This window comes from Candidatus Kosakonia sp. 282A-S69 (assembly GCF_029433855.1).
Taxonomy (GTDB): domain Bacteria; phylum Pseudomonadota; class Gammaproteobacteria; order Enterobacterales; family Enterobacteriaceae; genus Kosakonia; species Kosakonia cowanii_A.
Window position 1 is genome coordinate 687,587 of the sequence record NZ_JAROAU010000003.1, and the last position, 22,996, is coordinate 710,582.

A 22,996-nucleotide genomic window follows, 5' to 3' on the forward strand; every position below is an offset into this window, starting at 1 on the left:
GGCCTCCTTCGTGTTTATGCCAGTTATGATAACTCCAGAACTTGCAAATGCAAGTTATATGTTGCTTTTGCCCTTTTCTACGATTTCAATTTCTGTGTTCTGGATGCTGACCTCCAGTTCCACTTTGCTGATAAAACCCTGAGTGTTCATGGTGTGGGTCACTTTTTTGATGACCCAGAACGTCTCGTCGATCGCTTTTTTAAAGCCGGTAACCATTACCGGCATTTCGGGCCGCAGCTCTGCCCGACCCAGCGCAAGCGTAAGGGAAAATTGTGCGCCGTAACGCTGAATAGCGCTCCATTCTGCCTTAGCCGCCCGCATCGCCTCTTCCTGGTTTGCGAAGAGGGTGGTAAGGACCAGAACGTTGTCGTCTGCACCCGCCGTGTAGCCTGGCGACGCTTTTTTCTCTTTGGGGGCTGTGGCGCTGCTGACCGACTGCGGATGGGAAATGGGCGTGACCTTCTGTTGCGATGATTTTCTCTGCAACTGAACACTACTCTGGTTTTTTGGCGTGGCGGTATCTTGCCAGTATGCGGTGACGCCAGAGTAGTTGATGCGATCGGCAATCGAAAAATCATGGCTGTCGCCATCGCTACGGGCTATTGTGGCGGAGGGCATCGTCTTGCCGCCTATCACACACTTACCGGGAACGATGAAGAACAATTTGCCCGATTTGACGGCGATCTCCGCACCGTTACGCCGTGCCAGGCGCGTCAGAAAATCGGCGTCAGATTCTTTCGACTGATCGATATGGGCAATCTTAATTTGCGCCAGCACGGGGGGCAGGCTGGTATCCAGCTTATTACGTTTTGCAATTTCCTCAACGATGGCACCGAGCGTCGTATCATGCCAGGAGCCAGACTTTTGGCTGTTCAGACTGCCGCGAAAGTCCGCGCTCTTAGCGATGACGGTAATCTGATCCGGCGCGCCTTTATGGTTGACCTGATCGACGATAAAGGTGCCCATTTCAGTCAGCGCAGAACCCTGCCAGCCAATGGCCAGCGTGATGATATTGCCCCGCTCCGGCATCTGGATTTGCCCATCGGCATCATCAAGCGTCAGCGTCAGCATATCGGCTTCAAATCCCCGGTTATCCGTCACCGTCAGCCCAATTAACCGGGGCTGAAGGCTGCCCGTAATATCCTTTTCCCCGAGCTTTAGCGAAAATGCTGGCGTTCGTACCCGTGCTAATCCGTTTGTGAATGCATTAAGCATCAGAACTTCTCCAACATATCGGTCGCCAGCTGCTTACTCTGGTCATAAATGTCGCCAAACATCGCTTTCAGCGACTCGTCGACGCGGGTCAATTTCAGGGTGAAGCTGATTTTGCGCGGCGAACCATCCGGGTAAAACAGCGTCCCGGTTTCGCTGACGCTATTAATCACAAACATCCCGTAAATCATCCCCGTACCCTCAATCAGCGGCCAGGCTTTGCCCTGTTCCGCCATCAGACGTACCGCCGAGAGAGACAGCATGCCGCCGGTAATCTCAGGGAAAAGTTCACCGGTAATATCAATGGTGTCGCTTTCCGGCCCGGTGTACTGAAAGGCGTTGCGTTTACCTATGCGCGCGTTGCTGGGCCATCTATAGCTGCTATCGCGTTTCATGGTTTGATAGGGCAGCGTCTGCCGCATAAAAACAAAAAGCCCAAGTGCCAGCATCATTAGGCAAATCCTCCTGCGGCGCTGAATTGTGAAAGAGAGTGGGTGCGCTTCTCCTGCTCGTGCTGCGCCAGCAGATCTCTTAACTGGCGTGTGCCGTCGCCGTTGGGTGACATATCTCCCTGCAGAGTGATGTTATATTCGCTCTTGCTTTGATCGACATAGGAGCCGCCGGCCGCCGGGCGCGCCGCCTGATAATTGTCTAAGCGGGGAGGTTGCACCATGCCAAACGCCGCGCCGCCAGTAGTAGGTTGAGTCTGCTTATCGGGGCTGGCTTCAGCCGACTGTTTGTTGATAACGCCGAGCTTATCCAGCAACCACGTAACCCCCTTGATTAGCAGTTTTAGCGGTTCGAAAGGCATTGTCAGTGCCTCAACCAGGATTTGACCAAACATTTTTCCGGCGTTACCGAAGCTCTCCAGGGTTTGTTGGCTGGATTTGACGGGGGTAAGCAGATCGCCGAACCACCCGGCAACCTCGCTGATTGCTTTACCTATGGCGTCGAAAAGCGGCTGGAACGGCGCAAACAACTCGGCAATAGGAGCAAAAGCCGTTTTGATGCCTTCAATAACGCCACCAAAAAAGGCGCTAACTGGCTCCCAGTACTTATAGATCAGCAGCGCAGCGGCGGCGACGCCGGCAATAATGGCGACAATCGGTAGTGTGAGTGAGCCAATCACGGCCGCTATCCCGCCAAAAATAGTGGTAAATACGCTGCCGAGCGTCGTTGCGATGGTGATAAGCGTGCTGATGCCAGTGAACACCGGCGCGATAACCCCCGCGACAGTGCCGACGGCACCCGCGATACCCACCACCACCGTGGCGATAAGCCCAAAGCTCTGCACCAGTCCCTGGTTGTTTTGTACCCACTCTTGCAGCTTGCCGACATAGCGGGTGGCGGTTTGCACCAGCGAGCGCAGAGATGACTCCTGGGTGCTGAAAATATCAACGCTCAGCGACTGATACGCCGCCTGCAGCGCTTCGAGATCGCTACCCAGGTTGCCGACACTGCTCTGCATCGCCGCGGCGGGGCCGGCAGCGCTATTTTGTAGTGCTGCGACCGCGGTTCCCGGCGCACTGGCACTATTTTGCAGTGCTGCGGCCGCGGTTCCCGGCGCACTGGCACTATTTTGCAGTGCTGCGACCGCGGTTCCCGGGGCACTGGCACTATTTTGCAGTGCTGTGACCGCGGTTCCCGGGGCACTGGCGCTACTTTGCAGTGCTGCGACCGAGGTTCCCGGGGCACTGGCGCTGTTTTGCAGTGCTGCGACCGCGACTCCCGGAACCATGGCACTGTTTTGCAGGGAAGCCACGGCTTCTCCTGAGCTATTTTGCAGTGTAGTGGCCGCTGTTCCGGGAGCGGAAGGCGTGTTCTGCACACCTGGTTGTGTGTTATCGGACGTTGTCGCAGGTGCAAGCGGGCTATTTTTTAGCGACGCTTCATAGCCCGGCTGCATGATTTTTTTGCCCAGTTCAAACCCGGTTGTGGCAATCGACTTGCCTTTCGCGCCAATGGCAGAGACCTTTTCGCCTGCGCCGAGAAGGCGCTGCTGCACGGCCTGGATTTTTGCCGCGCGCTGCTGGCGCTTCTGATCCTGCTCCTGCTGGAGCGCCTGGCGCTGGGTGATCAACTGTGCCGACTCATCGCTGATACGGCTTTTCAGTTGAAGTCGCGCAGATAACGGCGTTTTCGCCTCAATACCGGCTGTCTTCAGGGAGGTCTTATTAGCGTTGATCGTTCTGCGCAGGGTAAGTCGTTCCTTTTTGAGCGCTTTCTCTGACTTAGGTTTTCCGCCCCAGGGATCTGGCATCGCTGGCGCTGCTGTGCCGTTGGCGACATTTTGCCTGTTCTGTTTTATGTCGCTCAGCTGCGCATTGACGGAGGCAAGGGCTTTTTCCGCGCGCATGATGTCGTCGACCTGCGCAAGCTGGGTGTACAAGCCGCGCAGGTTTTTCTCCGTCTCTTTCACGCTGTCAGACAGAGAGAGACTCTCTGTCTGCAACGATTTAAACGGGCGCGTCGCCTGATCAACAGCCGTGAGCAATTCCTCTAATTTTGCGCTGTTACTCATATCTGTTTCCGCTTCGCTGTAGCGCTTTCTCGCGCCAGGTGATGAGTTCTGTCAGGCTCAGGGGGTAGAGTTCTGACGGCGGCCAGTGAAAGATCACCGCGATATCCGCCATCAGATCGTCAACCGACAGAGAGGCCGGAAAAGTTACTGTGCCGAAGCCGGTGACAAAAAACCGACCACCTTGCCCGCCAGTGCGACCATATCGACCAGGTCGAGCGCGCCCACTTCCTGCTCCGTCAGCGACGGGGAGGTGATGCGAGGCAGCACTTTAATCAGCGCGTCGACATCGGCATTCGCCACCGACGCCAGGCTCAAACCGCGCAGCGTGCCGGCATTAGGTTTCATCAGCGTCACGCTGTTAATTAGCTGCTCTCCGCGCTTAATCGGCGTTTCCAGGGTAATCACGTTGTCAGTTTCGTTGCTCATGGCATCCTCACTCTCTTCTTCGCGGGAAAAGGTGCCCGGCCAGCTGGCTGACCGGGCGGCGGTTATTACAGGCCGATGTTACGGCGGTGCTGCTCAAGGCGATCAACGCCGTTCACTTTCTCCACCATGTTGACGGTGTCGATTTCCACCAGCTCCTGGCCATCCATCGTCAGCTTGAAGTAGCTGCAGACGACGGAAATTTTGGACTCGGTATCTTCGCCCGGCTTGTTCTCACCGGTATCGATCTCTTTCTGACGACCACGCATCACCACTTCAACGGCGACCGTTTCGCCGGTGTCGTCGCGCTGGTAGGAGCCGGCAAAGCGAATCGGTACCGCATCCGCGGTGGTCGCGCCATAGAGTTCCCAGATGGCGGCATCCGGGAAGCCGCCCAGCGACCACTCCATCGACAGGGCTTCATCATCGAGACCCATATCAATCGGTGCTACGCCGTTCATGCCTGCGCCACGGTAGTTCTCCAGCTTGCGGGTCAGCTTCGGCAGCGTGATGGATTTGGCGATCCCCTGATAGCTAAAGCCATTGAGGAACACGTTCATATATTTAAGTTTTCGCGGCATTGCCATCTATCTGTTCCTTACTTGCTGTTAACTGAGGAGACCAGGTTCGCCAGATACTTATCCGTGATGCGCTGGCGCAGGGTCAGGTTTTCCAGAGGCGGCACCGGCGTATAGTCGTAATCGATATAGAGCTTGCCCGCCTTCAGCGATGCGGCGTCATTAGCCTCTTCGTCGAACCAGCAGGTGGCATCGATGATGTAGCCATTGCTTTTCAGCTCGCGGAATTTGGCATTGATGCCGTCGATGATGTCGCGGATCAGCGATGCGGTGATCGGTTTGTCCACCGCCCACATATGCGCGTCAGCCATGGTGTCGGCAATCACCTGCGCGGTACGGGTGTAGTTTTCAAACAGGAACAGCGGATCGTCGGAGCAGGTACGGTTGCCCCAGAAACGGAAGCCATCTTTGCGAATCAGCGTGGTAATGCCCGCTTCGTTCAGCAGATCGGCATCGGTGCCGGACTCCTGCAGATCCCAGAACACCGGGGTGCTGATGCCGGTAACGCCATTGACGCCGACATTGGAGAGGGTTTTATGCCAGCCGGCTGACTGGTCGATCGCCGCACGCAGACCCAGCGCACGCGCCGTCGAGTAAGCGACCGAAGAGCTGTTGCTGGCGGTGTCCCAGGCGAGGAAATCGGGCCAGATCACCATCAGCTCGCGCTGGCTGAAGTTTTCGCGGTACTTGATCGCTTCAGAAATGGTTTTACAGCCCCAGGCGCTGACGTAACCAAAGGCGCGCAGCTTCTGGCAAATCGGTGCCAGCGCGGTAGCAACTTCGAGGCTATCAAGACCCGGTACGCCAAGAATGCGCGGTTTCACGCCGGTCACTGCTTCGGCAGTCAGCAGCGCCTTCAGGCCGGTATATTTACCGTTTTCGTCGGTGGTGCCGATGATGTTGGAGAGGGTCTGCGCTTTGGCATCCTCACCGCTGCCTTCGGCAACGCGAACAACAACGATCACCGGTTTCGCCTGGTCAGCAATCGCCTGCAGCGAAGCCGCCAGCGTGCCTTGTTTGCCCGCTTTGGCAATCGCGCTCTGCACGTTGGTGATCAGAACCGGTTCATTGAGGGGGAACATCCCTGCGTCTGCATCGCTGGCGGTACAAACCATGCCGACAATGGCCGTTGAGACTGTGGAAATGACGCGCGTGCCATCGTTGATTTCGACGACCTGAACGCCATGATGATAATCACTCATCCGTTTAACTCCGTGGTGTTGGGGTGAGTGCTATTTTCGAGTGTGGCGTCGCGGCGCGCTATTTGTCCGGGTTGGAGAGCGGCTGATACAACAGCGGGAATTAAAAAAAACGGGCCGCAGCCCGTAGAGATTATGCCGGTTCAACTGGCCAGCTAATATTCGGCGCAAGAGAGGTATCTACGGCACTCACTGCATCAAGATAATCAAGCCAGATTAAAAATGCGGCTTTATCGTTCTCATTGAGACGGTTAAGTGCCAGCTTAGAAGGCCACTGTTGCGCAGCTATAAAGGTATTCACCTGTTCAATGCGTAGCGCTTTAACATTTTTAGCAGTGGCAACAGCTTCCTCATGCGTGGGCGGTGGTAAATCGCCCCAGGCAGGGTAACCATCAGCGGTCACATATCGGGTTTTTCCTGCCGGAGCTGCACTGGAGAACTCGTAAAAAGTGGCATCATCCACCTCTTTGCCATCAGAAGGCCAGCTTGCTGAGGCAAGATAACGTTCTTTCAAGGAGGAGAGGTAAAACGCATTCTTTGATGGACTAAAAATAAAGGTGCTCATATTAATACCCTATTGCTAAATATCTGGAACCTGCGTTAGCGCGGGTGGAAAAGTTTCTCAATAAGAGTGTTTTTCTTGCATCAGCGACGTTTTGGGCATCAATACCTATTGAAATGGGCACGGTGGAGTCTGCCGCACCGGTTGCCACACCAGTGGCAAAACACATGGCGACAGGAAAGGGGATAGGGTAAGTCACTTCAACTGACGCTCCCGCGGCAATCGAAGTAATCGCCGCGGTTTGGATAATCAAGCCGTTTGGCAATGTAAAAGCGCCAGCAACGCCGCCGTTCGGGTACATTTTTCCAAACAAATTCATATCAGGAACTTGGCCATTGCCGTTACCGACTGCCCGTTTGGCTGCCTCGCCCAGCCCAAGATTTTTAAGCGCAGCGGCGACAGACGCGCTCCCTGCGTTGGCTATCTCTTTAAGCGACTGAGCGATTTGCAGGTACTGACCATGCGGATTCGGCGCGTAGATATGGTCGCTCATCAGTTTATCTGCGTAGTGACGCGTCGCCAGCACCACCGCCGGATCGATTTTCAGGCTCACTGCAGAGGTAGAGGAGACCACCAGCGCCATCCGCAGGGTTTGCGTGCGTGCGCTGCCCTCCAGCAGGAGCGGTTTATAGGTCTCCGGGCAGTTAGCAACGGCAATCAGTGTGCCATCGGCGTCATAAAGGCCGATTTCACGGATCCAGAAACCGCCCTCACTCTCCGGAATGACCTGTTCGGCGATAATCTGGTTCGCGTCACCTGGATCGACAAAGAGCATATTGAGTGGCGCAATACGTTTCTGGTTAACCAGCTTTGTCTGTGCGGGATCGGGGGTGGGCAGGGTACCGTTACCGTCGCCGGTGGCCATATGGGTCAGCTTCAGCTGCGTGCCGAGCGCGGTAGCGTTGGCAAGCTTCGCGGCTCCCTGGTGGGTCAAAATGGCAAAATATTTCATAGTCAGGCGTTCACTCTCAGTTAGCGATTGAGTAAACGCTATTGTCGTGGGCAGTTTAGGGAAGGGGCTATCGAATGCGGTTGGCTGCCGGGCGGGACAACCTGACGAAAAAAGGCCTGATGGCGGCTTCGCCTTATCAGGCCAGGGCTAATTGTGGGCCGGGTAAACGCAGCGCCACCCGGCAAAACGGGCCGCAGCCCGTCATCTTTTATTGCGGCTGTTCAGGCCAGGCGATATCGGGCGCGGTAGCCGTATCGACTTTCTGTAGCGCCTGAATGTAACGCATCCAGGCGGTGAGCTGCGTCTTATCATCATCGCTGATGATGCCGAGCTGCAGTTCGGTCTGCCACAGGCTGATGGCATTTTTCGCGCTGGTGAGCAAACGGGCTTTGGTCTGCTCGGCCTGCGCGATTTGTGCGGCCTGCCGGGTGGCGTCATCCGTTACCCATGCGCTGCCGTTCCAGACATCATAGGGTGTGGCGGGGGCAAGCGGGGTGACATCATCCGGATAATCACCCAACTGCGTCAGCGTCTTTTTCTCGCCGGTAATTTTGTCATACACCTCGCTGCCGCGATGGTCGGGAGCATACTCCCAGCCATCCAGCGCCGCGTTACGGCGCACCGCAAAACCCGCTTTCTCCGCCAGTGGGTTATCAAGCGTGGCGTTCGCCGGAATACCGACGCCCACGGCGAGATACTCGATGCTGCTGCCGAGGCACTCGCGGCTCAATGCGTCAAAGTTATAGACGGTGACAGTGCCCGCCTGGCTGGCTAAGTGGTTTTCGTTCAAAATTGCGTTTGTCATTATGCGGCTCTCACGATGAAGTTAAAGGCAACGTTGCGTGGTCGGGTACTGCCATAGCCTTCGGCAAACCCGCCGGCATTCATATCAGCGGCGGCATCAGGGGTGACAAAAAACGCATTCATCACATTTGCATAATCGCTTTTCATCACGGGGTCTAGCCCGAAGTCACTCCTGGCAGTGGCCACGTTGTCATTGGCATGAATCGGGCTTGCCAGGTTTACCGAGCTGAGTGAGGGGTCGTTGATATTAATGGTCCCTTTCTGCCAGCTTAGTAACGCACGTGCAGGATCTACTCCGCGCCCTGCATCCCAGCCGCGAATAAACTCGCCGCGCAGATCCGGCAGTAAACCCGCCGGATAAGCTGTCGACAGGCGCGGATACTTGGTTTTATCAAACGCGGCGCCGTTGCAGATAAGCCAGCCTTGCGGTGGCTCCGCGAGCGGCCAGGCGACCGGTGCACCGACCGGCAGAATGTAGACATCACTTGCCACGACATCATGCACATATTTGGTATTGGCAATCTGCTGGCCGTAGTTACCAATCGGCGCGTCCGGTGCTTTCGGGATGCCCGTAAAAACCGGACTGGCGAGCAGTGCATATTGCGGATGTGGATTGACGTCCTTGAGATGATTACTCAGCAGGTCATCAGCATACTGGCGGGTGGCCAGCACCACCGACGGATCGATTTTCAGCGTCACCGCCGCCGTTGAGGAGACAACCACCACCATCCGGATGGTCTGCGTGCGGCCGCTACCCTCCTGCAGCTGCGGTTTATAGGTTTCCGGGCAGTTCGCCACCGCAATCAGCACGCCAGCATCGTCATAGAGGCCAATTTCACGGATCCAGAAGCCGCCTTCGGTTTCCGGGATAACCTGCTCGGCAACAATCTGGCTGCTGTTTTTCGGGTCAATCGAGAGTCGGTTTAGCGACGCGATACGCTTCTGATTAATCAGTTGGGTCTGTGCGGGATCGGGCGTGGGTAACTGGCCATTGGCATCGCCGACGGCCATCTGCGTGAGGTTAATTTGCGTGCCCAGCGCGGCAGCATTCGCAAGCTTTGCCGCCCCGAGGTTAGTCAAAATAGCGAAATATTTTGCGGTCATGCATACGCTCTCAGGTTGTTTGTTGAGAAGTGAACGATGGCGATATTTTCCGCTCAGCCGCAGGCAAACACCATTAAGGGGCGTTGGTTACGCACTCACACAACAGGGCGGGCAAAAAAACGGGCGATGCCCGTAGGGGGATGAACGCGAAGGTTATGCGGCTCTCAAGATATAGTTGAACGCGATATTGCGTGGACGGGTTTCACTCCCACCCGGAATCTGAAACGCATCGGCAGTAGGACTGTTTGCAGGCTGATTAATCCCGTTGGTATAGATGGAGTTCATACCGCTTTGCAATGCAAAAACTGTTGCTGGACCTGTCCCCGCTCCCGGGCCCAGATATTTAAGCGTGAATTTTTTCATCTCATCAGCCTGACTGGTTAACAGTGCACGACCGCTATCCATTCCGCGCCCATCATCCCACCCGCGAATAAACTCCCCGCGCAGATCGGGTAAGTTACCTGAAGGAAAGAGGGACGCCAGCTTCGGATACTGCGCTTTATTAAAGGGCGCACCGTTGCATTTAAGCCAGCCGGCGGGTGGAGTAGCAGACGGGTAGGGCAGCGGCACGCCGACCGGTGTGAAGGAGGCGATATCGGCAATCTGCAGATACTGCGGATGGGGATTCGCCGCCTTCAGGTGCCCGGCCAGCAGTTCGTCGGCATATTTACGCGTCGCCAGTACCACCGACGGGTCAATTTTCAACGTCACCGCCGCCGTTGAGGAGACCACCACCACCATGCGGATGGTCTGCGTTCGTCCACTGCCCTCCTGCAACTGGGGTTTATAGGTCTCCGGGCAGTTCGCCACCGCAATCAAGACCCCTTCGTCATCAAACAGCCCCAGTTCGCGGATCCAGTACCCGCCCTCACTCTCCGGGATAATCTGTTCTGCAACGATCTGGCTTGCGTTCTCCGGGTCGATCGACAGCGCATTGAGCGGCGCGATGCGTGTCTGGTTGATGAGCCGGGTTTGTGCCGCATCCGGTATCGGCAGCGTGCCGTTGCCATCCCCGATGGCCAGCTGCGTCAGGTTAAGCGTCGTCCCAAGCGCCGTGGCGTTCGCCAGCTTTGCCGCGCCCTGATTGGTTAAAATCGCGAAATATTTTACAGACATGGGATTCTCTCAGGTTTGTTGAGCAGTGAACGGTAGCGATATTTTCCGTTCAGCACCTGGCGGACGCCACGCGGCGGCGTTGGTCTGAGGGGCACACAACAGGGCAGATAAAAAAAACGGGCCGTAGCCCGAAGGGGAGGATTACACCGTGATAGTGAGGCTATCAATCAGGTGGATCGCCGATGCCGCATAGCTTTCGCCGCCGACAACAATCTCTTCCGGCGTATAGGGGTAAACGGTGAGCTCTTCGCCGAGATAGCAGGCCGCGCCAACGTAGCACTCACCCTGGCTGCTGAGGCTGATATTCAGCTCCGTCAAATGGCGGCTTGCCGGTTTGGCATCATTAATCAGCCGCTCCAGCTCCAGGTATGTCTCCTCGGTAATGCCATTCTCCTGGACGCCAATCACCAGCCGGAAGGTGCCGGGTTCGGCGTTATCCTGCCACCACTCCCGCAGCTCAATCAGGAAGCCGAGCGGCTCAACCACCCGGTGAATGGCACTGCGCGTCCCTTTATGTTGATGGACGAAAAAGGAGGAGGCGATCACCTTCCGTTTGGTCGCTTCCGGCCAGTTAAAATCCCAGCGGTCAACGGAGAGTGCCCAGGCGAGATAGGGCAGCAGCTCGGCCGGGCAGGTTAGCGGATCCCAGAGTGTGCGCAGCGGCACCGGTACGCGTTCAATCTGCGCCGCCGCGTGCGCTGTCGCCACCTCAAGAACCGATGAGCCAACAGGCAACAGACGGTCGTCACTCATCGGTACCTCCGGTGGTAATTTTCCACGCCGTACACCAGGAAGCCTGGCTCTGATCGAGCACGATATCTTGCTGCGGTGCGTTCAACACCACTCGCTGCACGCCCTCAACGTGAAGTGCGGCATAGAAGGCCGACAGGCGAATATCGCGCCCCAGGCGGCGCTGGGCGGTGATATAGGCTTTCAGCTTCTGCTCAGCCGCCTGACGAATCGGCTCAGACTCAGGCCCGGGATAGAGAAAAAGCGTGGCATCAATCTGGTAGGGCACAATCTTCGCGCTCTGTACCGTCACGCGATCGCCGACCGGCCGTACATCCTCCGCGTTAAGCGCCTTATCGATAATCGCCAGCAGTTCAGGGCTGGCGGTACCGTCGCCCTCGCGGGAGAGCACCGAGATCGTGACGCAGGCGGGCGACGGGCTGATGGCAGAGATATCCGCCACGCGACCGTCGGCGCTGCGGCCATGATACTCATAAGCGCCTACCGGGCCGGCAACGCTTAGCCCTTCAAAAGCCTGCTGCGCGCGCAGGCGTAAATCAGTGTCGGACTCCATCACTGCAGGCGTAGGCGGAAGCGTGCTCTCATCGGCTGGGGCGATCACCAGTCGCGCGGTGTTGCTATTCGCCGCGATGGCATCGAGATCGCTGCGGGTGGCATACGCCAGCATCACCGCGCGGGCCGCTTCGTTGACGCGCTGGCGCCAGAGCACTTCGCGGTAAGCATTCTCTTCGAGAAACTTGGTCAGTGGCTCAGACTCCAGCGCCAGCGTGCGGGCGATCGCCTCCTGCTGGTCGGCGGGAAACAGCGAAACAAGGGTGGTTTTGCGCTCATCCAGGATGCGCTCATAATCCAGCGCCTCGACGACATCGGGCGCGGGCAGTTGGCTCAGATCGATAATCGGCATGGTATCAACTCACAGGAAGGGTTAAAGAGAGGGACTCGCCGGTGCTGGCAAGCTGGCCGGTCAGATTGACTACCATCTTGCCGTCGAACTGACGTTCGGCCGTCACCGCGCTGAGGGTGATGCGCGGCTCCCATTTCAGCAGCGCCATATAACAGGCCACCTGAATTTGCAGCGCCAGCGCCGGGGTTTGTGGCTGATCGATCATATCGAACAGCAGTGAACCGTAATCGCGGCGCATCACGCGCGAGCCTACCGGCGTGCGCAGAATATCGCTGATGCTCTGGCGAATATGGTCGACGTCGGTCAGGCTGCGCCCGGTGGTGCGATCGAGGCCGGAATAACGTGCTGTCATAAAGGAGCTCCTGTGGTACCGCCGCTGTCGCCGGGGTGTTGGTGACTATGCAGCACTTTGCCGTTGGAGGTGAGCGAGCCGCCGCTGTGCGTCACATTGCCGCTCATCGTGCCGCCTTTTTGCACCTCCAGCGTGGCGGTGATCAGCTTATTGGTGCAGACCACTTCCGGCGTATCGAGAGTGATGCGCGTCGACGCTTTCACCAGCACTTGCGGCACGCTGGCGGTAATCGACTGGGACGCGGTGATATCGGCGGTTTTAATGCCACTCACCTTCAGGGCGCTGGTCTGCGGTTCATATTCAAACACTGCGCCATCGGGAAAGGTGACATGCCAGGCGTCCGCTGAGGCGGAGGGGGCCGGATGATCGTTGGCGTAAATCCCAGGCATAACGAAAGCGGTCTCCAGCTCGCCGCCGACGGCGAGGAGTAACACCTGCTCATCGACGGAGGGCGCCCACCAGCTGCGCGAACGCCCGGCGCGGTGGGTTAACCACTGTAGCCAGTCGGTCACCATACCGCCGGTCTCTACCCGGCAGCGCCCGGCTTTCAGGTCGACCTCAACGATAATTCCGGTGCGGATCATATTGCGAAGCTGGCGAGCCAGTTCGTGAAGCGAAAGTTGTCTGTTCATAAGCGAAATGATGCTATGCGTCCCCGGTTTTGAAAATTGAACAAGGCTGTCCGGCTTTTGGCACAACGCAGCCCGTGGCGTGTGGCGCAGGCGATCATGCCTGCCAGCGGCTCACCAGTTCGCCGTTGATATAGAGCTCTTTCGGGCGGGTGACGAAGGCCGGTGGCAGCGGCTCTGGCAGCGTTTCGGCGATAAGCGTCCCGTTGACCTCTTTCACCTGGGTGCGCTCGGTCAGCTGAAGCACCATCGTGACATCCTGCGTGCCGTCGTCGTTGGTCAGCAGCGCCCAGCTAAAGCTCCCTTTCTGACCCGCTTCGGCACTGAGAATGTCCGGCTGGTTATCGCGCAGCCACGCCATCACCGGCACAAACAGCGTGTCGATATCGCCGCTGAAACCGGTAATGGCGACGTTGAGGCTGAACGCTTTTTCAAACGATAAGGAGCTGGCGAGCGTAGCGATATTGCTGCCTTTATCGACCCACAGGCGCAGCATCGAGGGGGTATCGTGCAGCGCCGGGACGGCGTTAATCAGGGCGCTGCGCAGAGAGTTGGGTTTTAGCATTGATCTCATCCTGGCAAAGTTTAAGGGTTTCAACTTGCAGCGCGCACTGCACCAGCGCGTGCTCAAGCTGGCGAATATCGGCGCTCAGATCGCCGTTAGTGTGCGGCGCGCTTGCCGGCATCGGGCAGAGGCTGACCTGCGGGCAGCTGCTGTAGACAATGAGCGGCGGAGGGGCAGGCGGGGCGCTGGTGCACCCGGCGCACAGCATCAGGTAACTCAGTGCGATACCAGTGGCGAAAAGCCTCGTTCTCATTTAATAACCTCGCGATCGCGTTTTCTCGTTGCAGCGCCTGCGCGCTGGCGGCATCGAGCTGCTGGCGCAGCGTGACCTGCGCCTGTTGATTTTTCGCCGCCAGTTCGGCGGTAGCGTTGAGCGCGGTTTTAAGGCGCGTAAGCGTGGCGTTCTGCTCTCGCGTCAGCTGCTGTGCGTTGGCCAAAGCGGTGCGCAGGGCGTGGTTTTGCTGAAACAGCCAAAGCCCGGCCAGCGCTGCCAGTAGCACTGCCACCAGGCGGGCGCTCATTGCACCCCCTGCAGACACCAGGCGCGCTCGCGCTGGCGGCGGTTTTCCAGCCCGCGGCTGCGTACGCCATCGACATAGACCCATCGCGGTAGCTGATCGCAGGCCTGCTTCCATGCTTTCTGGCGCAGGTACCAGGCCAGGGTTGAGGCGCATGCTGCGCCGCTGCCGACGTTAAAGGTGAAACTCACCACCGCGTCATAGACCGGTTGCGGCATCTCCACCGGCACACATTGCGCCAGGCGGCGTTCAACGCGCAGCACGTCGGCCACCAGGTTGACGGCGGCCTCTTTTTCGCTGATATCGCGCGTGGGAATCACTTTCGCCGTGTGGCCAATCCCCGATGTCCAGACTCCCGCGCTGCACTGATAGGGGCGCAGACGGCAGCCTTCGAGATCGGTAATCAGTTCCAGCCCCGCCTGCGAGGTGCGCAGCAGATGAAAATCGGGCAGCAGCAGCGCCAGCGCCAGCACGGCCGCCGCGCTACAGCGTTTAACGGGTAAGCCCATTGACCACCTCCTGGCTCACCGCACAGGATTTGAGGAACAGATAGCTTTTACGGCGGTAATACCAGTTCACGCCGACGGTCATGGCGACGCCGAGTGCGCCGAAGTAAGCGGCAAAGTCTTGCGGCGTCATGGCGCCAAAAAAGGTCAGGGCGACGCTAATCCAGTAGGCCAGCGACGAACTGAATCTCTCGATACTTACGCCCATAGATTTACCGTCTCCTGCGTGACCTGGACCGCGACATCGGGCAGGGTGATGGGGGTGCCATGCGGAAGCACGACGCCGAGTTCGGCAAGACCGGGATTGGCGGCCAGCACGTGTTCGACGACGCCCGCCGTTCGCCCGTAGTAGCGCAGGCAGATCAGATCGAGGGTGTCACCTTGTTGTGTTATCGCATTCATCGTTTTGCGTCTCTTACCATCCGGAAGGTTTTTTCCATGGTTAAGTTTCCGCAGGAGCGAGGCTAAGAGCTATGGATTGACGCTGGCGCGTGGCTGGTACAACAACGGAAGGGAAAAGTGACGCACCGGGCGAGGTAAACGCTAGCCGGTGCGTAAAAGTACGGTAAAGAGAGTCGCCGGTTTCGGGGGCGGTGGGGGCTATTCGGCTTTGTAATAAATATCCTCATCATCGGGAGTGGTGTTCTCGCTCTCCGCCAGGTCCGCGATCAGGCTTAAGGCCAGCTTCAGGTCGGAAGGCTTGCAGTTAGCAATAAGCGACACCTCGGCAATGAATTGCACGCATGCCCATTTGCGCTGAGTCTGATTTAGTCGTTCAAAGACCATGAATTCCTCTCATGAATTCTCTTACTGTATGTTTATACAGTATCATAGGCTGGATATTTATGGGAAGCGAAGATTATTTTGTCTAATCACTATGTCGCTGATAAAAAAACAGTATTGTGAAGTGACAAATATTCTGACCATCTATCCCTTGCCAAAAAGTCATTATTCTTAATGATGTTTAGATCGGTGTGTAACCTCCCGTTTCGTTCACTGAGGATCCCTTCCCGCAGCCGGCGGGTAAGTTGCCGTCGCTCGTAATCTGTTAGCGGTTTACCCGGCTCGAAGGGCGTACAGTTATTGACAGAACTCCAAGCGGGCGCAGTTGCGCCCTGAAAAATCGCTGACGCACGCTTCGGCACAATGGTCCATTTTTTCAGGCGGGTCAGCACCGGCGAACCGCTACCGATGACCGTGTCATAAACGCCGCGAATACGCACCATCGGTTCGCCGTACTGGTTAAACGCCTCCTCGGTTTCATACAGCGTGCGTACCTGCAGATCGTCACGGCGCACAAACGGGCCGCCCTGGGCATTAACGTAGCCGGCCCAGTCGCCGTTATCGGCGGCATCATGCACGTCGGCGAACTCGACGCTCAGCCCTCTGGCCGTGGCGCTGTCGGCCATTTTGCGTAATTCCCGGTAGACGGTGACCGGCGCGCCGCCGACAAACTGGAACTGGCGGATATGCCAGCGCGCTGCCCAGGCGGAGACCGCGCAGGCGCTCTCTTTCAGCGGCGCGCCCGTTTCGTGGTCGGTTTCATTATCCAGCGCGTAGCCGTCGATATTCTTGGCGATATACTTCGCCACATACCCCGTCGCGCTCCCTTTTTGCGCATCGATCGCTTCAGCATGAAAACGGGCTTTTCGCGCCTTGTCGCTGCGCAGCTCCTCACTATCTTGCTGGTGGGCAAAATCACGCAGGATCTCGCGCACCTTCTCTCTATCCTGCGGCTGCATAAACAGCAGCAGATGCCAGTGCGGCGTGCCATCGTGATGCGGTTCCGCAACGCGAATACCAAAAATACGCAGGCCGTCGCGGTGCAGCCTGGCGCGAATGCGCGCCCACAGGCGGGTGAAGTATCCCTGGGTTTGCGCCGGGCTGGCGCCGTTCCATTTCAGGTTGCGATGCCCGGTGTGGGAGGTGGCGTGAAAAGCGGCAGGCGCGGTAAGCGTGTAGAACTCGCCGACATAGCCGAGTGACTGACAGATAGTTTCGAAACCGCGGATGCGCGTCATAAGCTCGCAGCGGCGGATCGCCGGATTGGCTATTGACCCGTCATGCTTATCAAGCAGGCTGATACGATTTCCCTCTTCATCCTCTAGCTCCATGCTTTTGAGGAACGCCCGCTGGCGGCGCTTCTGCTCGCGCCAGGCGGTGATGCAGTCCTGGCTGGCGTAGGGCTGTGTTTTGCGGCTCACCAGGCCCAGCGCGATATGCAGATGCTCGCGCCACTGGGCGGCCGCCCGGCGAAGATGGCTGCGCCACCACTGCTCACTGAAGAGGCGGATCACCGCCGGGGCGATATCCTCTGCGCAGACGCGGCGTTGCGTGACGCGCTGCCAGTGCGGCGGGGTGACGTTAAATTGCAGGGCGATAAGAGCAGCGTGGTGGTACCAGCGGTGCAGGGTTTTCAGCTCGGTCTGTTCATCGGCATCACTGTCCGCCAGCTCGCCGCGAATAAAGTGGGCGATATCTTCCGCCAGCCGGTCGACGCTGGCCTGGTTGCTGTCCGCTAACTGGTTGTAACGGTTAACCAGATCGACCAGCCGGCCGGCCAGCGCCTGCTGGAATGCCGTATCGAAATGGCCGTGAAAGAGCGCCTTCGAGACGCGTGATTGCAGGCCATCGATCTGGTAGCGGTCATTCACCGCCTGTAGCCGTGGCAGGGTTTGCCTGGCGAAGCGCAGCAGGAAGGCGTGCGCCCGCGCAGCGCCATGTGCCTTTTCCAGCGCCTGCTCTGTGCGGCTAATGGAGAGGCGCACACAGGCAGGCTGCAGCGCCAGCGCATGACGCGCCTGCAGCACCGCCGCAATGTGCTGATTGCGGCGGTGCTGTTCGGCATGGGTCAGATAGGGGCTGGCGATAGCGCGGCGCGGCGCATTCCAGGGGTAAGCCAGGCTGACAGCCACTTATCTTCTCCTGAAGTGCTTATCTTTCAGTTCAGCGATCTGCTGGCAACTGACGCAGCAGGTTACCCCCGGCAGCGCCATGCGACGCGCCTCAGGGATCGGCATGTCGCAGCACTCGCAGGTCAAGCGGGAGGGGAGCAGTAAGCGGCGGCGCGCGTGCAGGATATGCCGCTCGCGCTCCTCCATTTCGCGTTGTTGAACGCCATCCATTTCATCGGCCATCAGTGCAGCTCCAGCGCCTGGTTATCAATATGGGTCGCCTCCTGGCGCAGCAACTCGGCGGCATCGCTCCAGTCGAGGCGCCGGGAGGCAATAAAACTTGCCAGCGTATCAAGGCGGGCAGAAACAGCACCGGCGCAGCGCAAGCGTTCGTTATTGCGGGCTTCAGCCAGCAGCAGCGTAACTTCATCGCCGCTGCGGGCGGGGGCGTGATTTGCGGTCTTTCTCATGTTAACTCTCCTGAATTTGGGCAAAGGGATGCCCGACGGGTTGACGTCCTGGGATTGAACCTGGGGGTTAAAGCGGCATGGTTAGCCGTTTCGGAAACAGACTGACAACGGCGCGAAAGTGGTTCATGGCAGCGATCAGCGCGCGCTTCTCCTCGAGGGTAAGCAGATGCGGGTCAAGCGCCTGGCGGGCCGTGGGGACGCGGGCGAGAAAGAAGATCGCCGCCAGCGCCCGGGCGTTTGCTTCATACTGCTCGTCGCGTCGGTCGCGCATATCGTCGATAAAGCGCGCCACCTCGCTCCAGCTGTCGCCCCAGTGGCGACCGCGAAGTTCGCTGATGTGGTTTAACCCGGTAAGCCGCTCGCCGGCACTCAGCGGTGCGCTGGCGGCAGGTGAGGTGATCGCCATAGATCCTCCTGCGTGACCGTGAACTCGCAAATGCAAAATTAACCGAATGAGGTGGCGGAGCGCCGGTCGATGTAACGGCAGTCGATAGCCTGCTGCGTTAACTTATCGCGCCAGGCTTTGACATTAATCAGCGTGCGGCTGCGTTTACCGGCCTCACTATGCTCGCGGGTCGGGGCTTTCAGCAACACGCCTTCATCCAGCCACTGCCACACCAGACGCTCGCTGATACCGCGCATTGCGGCGAAATCCTTCACCGTCATCGCATCGGACATCGCCGAGCGGATCACTGTTTGCAGCGCCGGTAGCAGGGCGGAGATCAGCTCATCCATCTGTCCATGTGAAAATGTGCTGAATTGCATTTGTGAGCCGGATAACGGATGCGACGGCATTGATTTTGCATCTGACATATCGCATTATCTCCTGTTGTTTGAAATGTAGTGCACTGCTGTGCATTTTGGTCGATGAACAGCAATATAAATCGCAAATGCGATTGTGTAAATCACTTTTTCGATGTTGGTGTCCATGAGTGAAAACAAGATGAGTGTTCAGGATGTGGTGGATCGCATTGCAGCGTCCTACTCCGTATCCAGTCAGAAAGCGCTTGCCGAGGCGCTGGATGTGCCGGCGAACAATATCAGCAGCTGGATCCAGCGGGAAAGCGTGCCCTATAAGGCGGTGGTCAAATGCGCGCTCGATACCGGCGCGGATCTGCACTGGCTGGTGAACGGTGAGTTTGCAAATGCGAATCTGGTTGAGAAGCCGCAGGTCAAAGGCAAGGCGCTGTATGAGGAGATCCTCTCGGCGGGCGGGCGTCCGGTGCTGCGTCGAATCCTTGATGCCTATGGCTTCCAGATGCAAAAGGATCTGGGCGATTTGCTCGATATCTCTTCAGGCACCATCAGCACGTGGGTGCGCCGCGACTTCTTCCCCGGCGATGTCGTTGTGACCTGCGCGCTGGATACCGGCGTCTCGCTGAAGTGGCTGGCAACCGGGCAGGGTGAGATGTACCCGGCACCGGTCGCCGCGCAGAACGATGCCGTCATTACCATTCCGAAATTCCGCCATGAGTCCGGTGAGCTGAAAGAGGCGGGCGTCTGGACACTGGATCCATCGCTGGCGCCTGCCGCCACCGATAGCCTGCGCTTTATCGACGGCCTGCATGCTGGCTGGCTGGTGGATACCGCTGCGCAGAAGATTGGCAACGGGCGCTGGGTGATTGGCGTTGATGACGCCCTCGATGTCTTTGATGTCGTGCGCCTGCCCGGTGGCAAAGTGCGCCTGAGCAATAACGCGGTCGATTTTGAGTGCGGTGTAGCGGAGATCGCGCCGTTCGGCGTGGTGCTCTTTACGCTGGAAAAACATGTGTAAGCGGCAATGACGGTCAGTAAACAGAAGAGCGGGAAATGGCTCTGCGAAGTCTATCCCCAGGGGCGCGACGGGCGGCGAATTCGCAGACAGTTCTCCACCAAAGGTGAAGCGGAAGCGTTTGAGGCGTGGGCGAAGCGGGAAGCGGAAGAGAAACCCTGGCTGGGTGAGAAGGCCGACCGTCGCCGCTTAAGCGAGCTGATTGCGCTGTGGTACAAGCTGCATGGCCAGTCCCTGGCGGCGAGCAAATCGCGGCTGGCGAAGCTGGAGATTGTCTGCCGTGGGCTGGGCGATCCCATCGCCGCGCAGCTGACGGCGAAAGCCTGGGCGCACTACCGCGATAAGCGCCTGAGCGGTGAGATCGATAATGGCTACACGCCGGACCCGGCAAAGTGGAAAGTGAAGCCCATCACCGTCAATCGCGAGCAGCACTATCTCAGCGCGGTGTTTAACGAACTTACGCGTCTTGGCGAGTGGTCGCTGCCCAATCCGCTGGAGAGTGTACGGCCGTTTCGCGAAAAAGAGCGCGAGATGAGCTGGCTTACCCAGGCGCAGATCGCCGAACTGCTGGCGGCCTGTGTCCGTTTCGGCAATGCCGATTTAACGCGGGTCGTAAAAATCTGCCTCGCCACTGGCGCGCGCTGGCGCGAAGCTGAATCTCTCACCCGTACCCAGCTGGTGCCCAACAAGCTCACCTTTGTTAAAACCAAGGGCGGCAGGAACCGCACTGTGCCTATCCCGCAGTGGCTGTTCGACGAGCTTGCGCCGCTTGAGGGGGCGCTGTTTCAGCCCTGCTATCCTGACTTTACCCGCATGCTGGCTACCACCTCTATCGCCCTTGCCGAGGGGCAGAAAACCCACGTTCTGCGCCACACCTTCGCCTCACACTTTATGATGAATGGCGGCAATATCCTTGTGCTGCAGCGTATCCTCGGTCATGCCAATATTCGTGAGACCATGCGTTATGCCCACTTTGCTCCCGATCATCTCGAGGAGGCGGTGACGCTTAACCCGCTCTCTACCTTTAATGGCGGCAACGTGGCGGCAGAAGATGCATAACCCTGCATTTCACTGCACTTAACCTGTCTGGTGTGCCATGAAAATCAGGGCGCAGGCCAGAGGGGGTGGGCGGGCTGGCAAAAGCGGCTTAACTAACTTTTCTGGTCTTTTTAGCGCGATGTTTTGCCTTTGCCGGTAAAATTATTAACCTTCTGATGATGTTTAATTTACAATGCCGCTTCGACCTGAAGGAGACGCGGTGAAGCACCTTTTTCATCCTACAAGAGCACAACGCTCAGCCCTGTGGCTGGCGCTGTTTGCGATCCTGCTGATCCTCGTTGCCCCTCTTATTTCAACAGCCCTGCAAAAAGATCCAATGAGCGCGATGCCCGGTATGCATCATGAGATGAGTATGCCAATGCCCGCGCAGAACGATCATGCACACCACGACCATTCTCATCATGAGATGTCGCAGCCGGAGAGCCGACCGTCAGCCATGCCGCTCGATCATGCTGAAGCGTGCGGTTACTGCGTGCTGCTGGCCCACGTTCCCGGCCTGATTTTCCTGCTTGTCCTGCTGCTGCTGGGACGCGTGCTGCGCGTGACCCGCGCGCCTGCCCGCACGCGCCCACGGCTGTGGCACTTTATCCCCTGGCTTTGGCCCGATACCCGCGCCCCGCCGTACTCCCGCTTTTCCTGACCCCAAAACGACGTTCCGCCTGCGCGGAATGGCACACTTTTGCGCTTTTTGAGGAAAAGTATGACTTCCTGTACCCCTCGTGCGGCGTGGCTTAACCTGCTGCGACGCCTCCATTTCTATATTGGCCTGTTTGTCGGCCCCTTTATCTTTATCGCCGCGCTGAGCGGCACGCTCTATGTCGCTACGCCGCAACTGGAGAGCTGGCTTTATCACGATGCGCTGTATGGCGTGGAGAGCGGCGAGCGGCAGCCGCTGGCCGACCAGCTTCGCGTTGCCGAACAGGTGACGGGCGGCCATCTGCGCCTGCAGGCGGTGCGCCCCGGCCTGAGCGACAGCGAGACGACGCGGGTGATGTTTGCCGATCCGCAGCTTGGCGTCTCTGAGAGCCGGGCGATTTTTATCGATCCGGTGACGCTACAGGTGAAAGGGGATATGACCGTTTACGGCACCAGCGGTATTTTGCCGCTGCGCCAGTGGATTGATTACCTGCACCGTTCGCTGCTGCTGGGCGATCCCGGCAGGCTCTACAGTGAGCTGGCGGCATCGTGGATGTGGATCGCCGCGCTGGGCGGCATTGCGCTGTGGTTTTTCACCCGGCCAAAACGACGCATCAACAACCGCGTACAGAATCATCGCCGCCTGCACGTTACGCTCGGCTGGCTGCTGCTGGCCGGGATGCTGCTCTTTTCCGCCACCGGCCTTACCTGGTCGCAGTGGGCGGGTGGCAACGTTGATAAAATGCGCGCCGCGTTCAACTGGATGACGCCGCAAGTCAATACCCAGCTAACAGGCGAAGCCGCGCCGGCCGATCCGCACGCCGAGCATCAGATGCACCACGAAGGGATGGCGATGCCCGACATGGCGCTTAACCCGGCGCTGTTTGACGCAGTGCTCGCCCGCGCGCAGGCCGCCGGGATTGCAGCGAGTAAAGTGGAGATCCGCCCACCGCGCGATGCGGAGCACGGCTGGATGGTTACGGAGATTGATCGCCGCTGGCCGACGCAGGTGGATGCGGTCGCCATTGCAGGAAATTCGCTGGCAGTGATAGATCATGTGCACTTTGCTGATTTCCCGCTGATGGCGAAGCTGACGCGCTGGGGTGTGGATTTCCATATGGGCGTACTATTCGGCCTTGCCAACCAGCTGCTGTTAATTGCCTTTGGCAGCGCGCTGTGCGTGATGATTATCGTCGGCTATCGTCTGTGGTGGATCCGCCGCCCGGCGGTGAGCGAGACGCTGCTGCACGCCTGGCTGCAACTGCCTGTTCCGGGCCGCTGTGTAGTGTTAGCCATTGCCCTGCTGCTGGGGCTAATGATGCCGGTAATGGGCGGCAGCTTACTGCTGTTTATGCTGGTCGATGCCCTGCGCTGGCAGCGGAAAACGCAGCGCGCCAACACGGTGTAAAACGTCACTGGCTGCTTTATGTAAACTTAAAATTACATGCGGCAGCCATGTTAACGCTACAAA

32 protein-coding genes are annotated in these 22,996 nt (G+C 58.2%); 4 read left to right on the forward strand and 28 right to left on the reverse strand.

The features are described 5' to 3' along the window. Positions 1–54 precede the first annotated feature (54 nt). The 28 genes from PU683_RS08935 to PU683_RS09070 form a co-directional block, all read right to left on the reverse strand. Entirely contained in the window at positions 55–1,215 is a 1,161-nt protein-coding gene (locus tag PU683_RS08935; protein ID WP_277171153.1) for a phage late control D family protein, read from the reverse strand. Next, complete coding sequence (locus PU683_RS08940; RefSeq protein ID WP_277171154.1) at positions 1,215–1,664, reverse strand: phage tail protein; 450 nt, start codon at positions 1,662–1,664, stop codon at positions 1,215–1,217. Before PU683_RS08940 ends, PU683_RS08935 begins: the two co-directional genes overlap by 1 nt. Then, on the reverse strand, positions 1,664–3,733 hold the full coding sequence (locus PU683_RS08945; RefSeq protein WP_277171155.1) for a phage tail tape measure protein: 2,070 nt from the start codon (positions 3,731–3,733) through the stop codon (positions 1,664–1,666). Before PU683_RS08945 ends, PU683_RS08940 begins: the two co-directional genes overlap by 1 nt. Further along, complete coding sequence (locus tag PU683_RS08950; protein WP_034813568.1) at positions 3,726–3,845, reverse strand: GpE family phage tail protein; 120 nt, start codon at positions 3,843–3,845, stop codon at positions 3,726–3,728. The genes PU683_RS08945 and PU683_RS08950 overlap by 8 nt, the downstream gene beginning before the upstream one ends. Positions 3,846–3,877: 32 nt before the next feature. Then, positions 3,878–4,159 carry a phage tail assembly protein gene (locus tag PU683_RS08955; protein ID WP_042713148.1) on the reverse strand — a complete coding sequence of 94 codons (282 nt, stop codon included), beginning with the start codon at positions 4,157–4,159 and terminating at the stop codon, positions 3,878–3,880. Positions 4,160–4,224: 65 nt separating this feature from the next. Beyond that, complete coding sequence (locus PU683_RS08960; protein WP_277171156.1) at positions 4,225–4,743, reverse strand: phage major tail tube protein; 519 nt, start codon at positions 4,741–4,743, stop codon at positions 4,225–4,227. Positions 4,744–4,754: 11 nt separating this feature from the next. After that, positions 4,755–5,936, reverse strand: a complete 1,182-nt coding sequence (locus PU683_RS08965; protein ID WP_277171157.1) for a phage tail sheath protein — start codon at positions 5,934–5,936, stop codon at positions 4,755–4,757. 130 nt (positions 5,937–6,066) lie between these two features. Continuing rightward, positions 6,067–6,498 carry a tail fiber assembly protein gene (locus PU683_RS08970; RefSeq protein ID WP_277171158.1) on the reverse strand — a complete coding sequence of 144 codons (432 nt, stop codon included), beginning with the start codon at positions 6,496–6,498 and terminating at the stop codon, positions 6,067–6,069. A gap of 1 nt (position 6,499) precedes the next feature. Further along, positions 6,500–7,453, reverse strand: coding sequence for a phage tail protein (locus PU683_RS08975; protein ID WP_277174251.1), 954 nt, complete (start codon positions 7,451–7,453; stop codon positions 6,500–6,502). Between the two features lie 202 nt (positions 7,454–7,655). Next, entirely contained in the window at positions 7,656–8,252 is a 597-nt protein-coding gene (locus PU683_RS08980; protein WP_277171159.1) for a tail fiber assembly protein, read from the reverse strand. Then, positions 8,252–9,355 carry a phage tail protein gene (locus PU683_RS08985; RefSeq protein WP_277171160.1) on the reverse strand — a complete coding sequence of 368 codons (1,104 nt, stop codon included), beginning with the start codon at positions 9,353–9,355 and terminating at the stop codon, positions 8,252–8,254. Before PU683_RS08985 ends, PU683_RS08980 begins: the two co-directional genes overlap by 1 nt. A 153-nt stretch (positions 9,356–9,508) precedes the next feature. After that, complete coding sequence (locus tag PU683_RS08990; protein WP_277171161.1) at positions 9,509–10,471, reverse strand: phage tail-collar fiber domain-containing protein; 963 nt, start codon at positions 10,469–10,471, stop codon at positions 9,509–9,511. Between the two features lie 141 nt (positions 10,472–10,612). Continuing rightward, a complete protein-coding gene (locus PU683_RS08995; protein WP_277171162.1) occupies positions 10,613–11,224 on the reverse strand; it encodes a phage tail protein I in 612 nt (203 codons plus the stop codon). Beyond that, positions 11,217–12,125, reverse strand: coding sequence for a baseplate assembly protein (locus PU683_RS09000; RefSeq protein WP_277171163.1), 909 nt, complete (start codon positions 12,123–12,125; stop codon positions 11,217–11,219). The genes PU683_RS08995 and PU683_RS09000 overlap by 8 nt, the downstream gene beginning before the upstream one ends. Before the next feature lie 4 nt (positions 12,126–12,129). Further along, positions 12,130–12,477 (reverse strand): GPW/gp25 family protein, encoded by a 348-nt coding sequence (locus PU683_RS09005; protein WP_277171164.1) that lies wholly within the window; start codon positions 12,475–12,477, stop codon positions 12,130–12,132. Beyond that, positions 12,474–13,109: a phage baseplate assembly protein V gene (locus PU683_RS09010; RefSeq protein WP_277171165.1), complete on the reverse strand. Its 636-nt coding sequence runs from the start codon at positions 13,107–13,109 to the stop codon at positions 12,474–12,476. Before PU683_RS09010 ends, PU683_RS09005 begins: the two co-directional genes overlap by 4 nt. A gap of 94 nt (positions 13,110–13,203) precedes the next feature. Next, on the reverse strand, positions 13,204–13,671 hold the full coding sequence (locus PU683_RS09015; protein ID WP_277171166.1) for a phage tail protein: 468 nt from the start codon (positions 13,669–13,671) through the stop codon (positions 13,204–13,206). Next, positions 13,634–13,879, reverse strand: a complete 246-nt coding sequence (gene lysC, locus PU683_RS09020) for an Rz1-like lysis system protein LysC (RefSeq protein ID WP_277171167.1) — start codon at positions 13,877–13,879, stop codon at positions 13,634–13,636. Before lysC ends, PU683_RS09015 begins: the two co-directional genes overlap by 38 nt. After that, positions 13,767–14,192, reverse strand: coding sequence for an Rz-like lysis system protein LysB (gene lysB, locus PU683_RS09025; protein ID WP_277171168.1), 426 nt, complete (start codon positions 14,190–14,192; stop codon positions 13,767–13,769). Before lysB ends, lysC begins: the two co-directional genes overlap by 113 nt. Then, positions 14,189–14,698 carry a lysozyme gene (locus PU683_RS09030; RefSeq protein WP_277171169.1) on the reverse strand — a complete coding sequence of 170 codons (510 nt, stop codon included), beginning with the start codon at positions 14,696–14,698 and terminating at the stop codon, positions 14,189–14,191. Before PU683_RS09030 ends, lysB begins: the two co-directional genes overlap by 4 nt. Beyond that, complete coding sequence (locus tag PU683_RS09035; RefSeq protein WP_277171170.1) at positions 14,682–14,903, reverse strand: HP1 family phage holin; 222 nt, start codon at positions 14,901–14,903, stop codon at positions 14,682–14,684. The genes PU683_RS09030 and PU683_RS09035 overlap by 17 nt, the downstream gene beginning before the upstream one ends. After that, complete coding sequence (locus tag PU683_RS09040) at positions 14,894–15,097, reverse strand: tail protein X (RefSeq protein WP_277171171.1); 204 nt, start codon at positions 15,095–15,097, stop codon at positions 14,894–14,896. Before PU683_RS09040 ends, PU683_RS09035 begins: the two co-directional genes overlap by 10 nt. A 198-nt stretch (positions 15,098–15,295) precedes the next feature. Beyond that, complete coding sequence (locus tag PU683_RS09045; protein WP_277171172.1) at positions 15,296–15,481, reverse strand: hypothetical protein; 186 nt, start codon at positions 15,479–15,481, stop codon at positions 15,296–15,298. An 89-nt stretch (positions 15,482–15,570) separates the two neighbouring features. Further along, positions 15,571–17,610 carry a replication endonuclease gene (locus PU683_RS09050; RefSeq protein ID WP_277171173.1) on the reverse strand — a complete coding sequence of 680 codons (2,040 nt, stop codon included), beginning with the start codon at positions 17,608–17,610 and terminating at the stop codon, positions 15,571–15,573. Then, complete coding sequence (locus tag PU683_RS09055; RefSeq protein WP_277171174.1) at positions 17,611–17,832, reverse strand: TraR/DksA C4-type zinc finger protein; 222 nt, start codon at positions 17,830–17,832, stop codon at positions 17,611–17,613. Further along, entirely contained in the window at positions 17,832–18,059 is a 228-nt protein-coding gene (locus tag PU683_RS09060) for a DUF2732 family protein (protein ID WP_277171175.1), read from the reverse strand. The genes PU683_RS09055 and PU683_RS09060 overlap by 1 nt, the downstream gene beginning before the upstream one ends. Before the next feature lie 67 nt (positions 18,060–18,126). Further along, the gene (locus PU683_RS09065; RefSeq protein WP_277171176.1) at positions 18,127–18,465 is read right to left on the reverse strand and encodes a DUF5347 domain-containing protein; all 339 of its coding nucleotides are present in this window, start codon (positions 18,463–18,465) and stop codon (positions 18,127–18,129) included. Between the two features lie 38 nt (positions 18,466–18,503). Further along, on the reverse strand, positions 18,504–18,794 hold the full coding sequence (locus tag PU683_RS09070) for a Cro/Cl family transcriptional regulator (RefSeq protein ID WP_431190956.1): 291 nt from the start codon (positions 18,792–18,794) through the stop codon (positions 18,504–18,506). 193 nt (positions 18,795–18,987) lie between these two features. On the opposite strand from PU683_RS09070, the gene PU683_RS09075 reads away from it, so the two are divergent. The 4 genes from PU683_RS09075 to PU683_RS09090 all read left to right on the forward strand — a co-directional run bounded on the left by PU683_RS09075 (position 18,988) and on the right by PU683_RS09090 (position 22,933). Then, positions 18,988–19,833, forward strand: coding sequence for a helix-turn-helix domain-containing protein (locus PU683_RS09075; RefSeq protein WP_277171178.1), 846 nt, complete (start codon positions 18,988–18,990; stop codon positions 19,831–19,833). A 6-nt stretch (positions 19,834–19,839) separates the two neighbouring features. Further along, complete coding sequence (locus tag PU683_RS09080) at positions 19,840–20,889, forward strand: site-specific integrase (RefSeq protein WP_277171179.1); 1,050 nt, start codon at positions 19,840–19,842, stop codon at positions 20,887–20,889. A 172-nt stretch (positions 20,890–21,061) separates the two neighbouring features. Further along, positions 21,062–21,529 (forward strand): DUF2946 domain-containing protein, encoded by a 468-nt coding sequence (locus PU683_RS09085; RefSeq protein ID WP_277171180.1) that lies wholly within the window; start codon positions 21,062–21,064, stop codon positions 21,527–21,529. Positions 21,530–21,589: 60 nt separating this feature from the next. After that, complete coding sequence (locus tag PU683_RS09090) at positions 21,590–22,933, forward strand: PepSY-associated TM helix domain-containing protein (RefSeq protein ID WP_277171181.1); 1,344 nt, start codon at positions 21,590–21,592, stop codon at positions 22,931–22,933. Positions 22,934–22,996 lie beyond the last annotated feature (63 nt).